The 1,495-nt window shown below is 69.0% G+C and carries 1 protein-coding gene; it reads right to left on the bottom strand.

Going from position 1 to position 1,495, the window contains the following annotated elements; translation table 11 throughout:
* Positions 1-230: 230 nt before the first annotated feature.
* Positions 231-1,495 (bottom strand): P-loop NTPase family protein (locus tag ABD976_RS29525; RefSeq protein WP_486374969.1); only part of this gene is annotated, 1,265 nt, incomplete at its 5' end.

Below are 1,495 nucleotides of genomic sequence, written 5' to 3'. Positions count from 1 at the left end.
CCAGGCCAAGGAGGCCAGCGCCATGGCCTGCAGGGCCTGGGCTTCCCGGTCCGAGCCGTCGGGCGAGCGGCGCCAGGTGGTTTCGGCGCGGTCGTAGGTGTCGCGGGCGGCGTGCTCGGGGTCGCGGGCCACGGGAGAGGGGTTCCTTCCTGCCGGGATGCGGGGTGTGGGCTGAACTGCCCGTCCAGTCACCCGACCCCGGTGCAGGGGTCGGGTGACTGGGGTGCGGTTCAGAGCACGGTGTAGAGGCCGTTGGCCTCGTCGACGCAGCGGATGTGCTTGGTTTCGCGGAGCACCCGCAGGTCGTTCTGGATGCTGCGCAGGCCGATGTCGCACTGGCTGGCGAGCTGGCGGGCGGTGAGCGTGTCCTCGGTGAGCAGATCGAGGACGTGCTGCTGCCGGTCGGTCACCCCCGCCGCCGTAGCGGTGTCGTTGGTGGTGAAGGGGAACGGCACCACCGCACCCGCCGCGGATGCTGTCCCGGAGCTGGCTCTGGTGGTGGTGTGCTGGTCGGTCTTGCCGTTGCCGGTGCGCAGGAGGGACTCGGCCTGCTCGGGCGTACCGCTGCGCAACGCGGACAGGATCTGCTCGGCGTTGTCGACCAGGGCGGTGGCCTGCTCGTGGCGGCGCCGGTAGGCCACGCCGGCGGCGGTAGCGGCCACGACGTCGAGCTCGGAGGGCGGCATGGCCTCGACCAGGGCGTGCTTGTCGACTCCGGGAGCGTCGACGTTGTAGCTGCGCCACAGCGCCCCGCCCCGCTCAGCAAGCGGGGCACAGCCGTAGCCGTGCTTGGGGATGGTTTCCGGGGGCACGCAGTTGGCGGGCAGCATGCCCTTGCGGGCCGAGGAGATGAACCGCATGACGAACAGGTTCCCGGCTGCCTGCAGGCAGCCCCGCAGGATGTCCGAGCCGCCGAAGGTCTGGGCCATGTCCAGGTCCTGGGAGGCAGCGACGAACCCCATACCGTTCTTGCGGATCTTGCGGGCCAGCTCCCCGAACTCCATACCGAAGGTGTTCTTGCTGCTGGGGTTGATCGCGGAGAACACCGACTGGCATTCCTCGACGATGGTGATGATCGGGGGACGGGCGGGGTCGTAGGTGTAGCGGTTCTCCATCTCGCCGTTGACCCGCAGTTCGAGGTTGCGGGCGGCGGCGACGCGTTCGAGTGCGTCGTAGAGCTGGACGATCTGCTTGGGGTCGCTGGAGGCCAGTGCCCAGGAGGCGTGCTGTTTCATCAGCTTGCTGGAGGCGCCGTCCTGCCCGTCGACGTACCAGATCTCGATGCCGAGCCACCGCAGGGCCAGGAACAGCTGCTCGAGCAGGATGGTCTTGCCGGATCCGGTGGAGCCGAGGACGAACGAGGAGTTGACCGACCCGGCCTCGATGATGCGGTAGACGGCGAGGCCTTCGCCGTCGATGTAGGGGCCGATGACGATGTCGACGTTGGAGTTCGGGGTGATCTGAGAGCGGTCGTGGATCCGGCGGCCGTCGCAGA

This window comes from Saccharopolyspora cebuensis (assembly GCF_039542665.1).
GTDB lineage: Bacteria > Actinomycetota > Actinomycetes > Mycobacteriales > Pseudonocardiaceae > Saccharopolyspora > Saccharopolyspora cebuensis.
The sequence above is the reverse complement of the archived record's forward strand: the minus strand, read 5'-3'. Positions and strand labels throughout refer to the sequence as shown.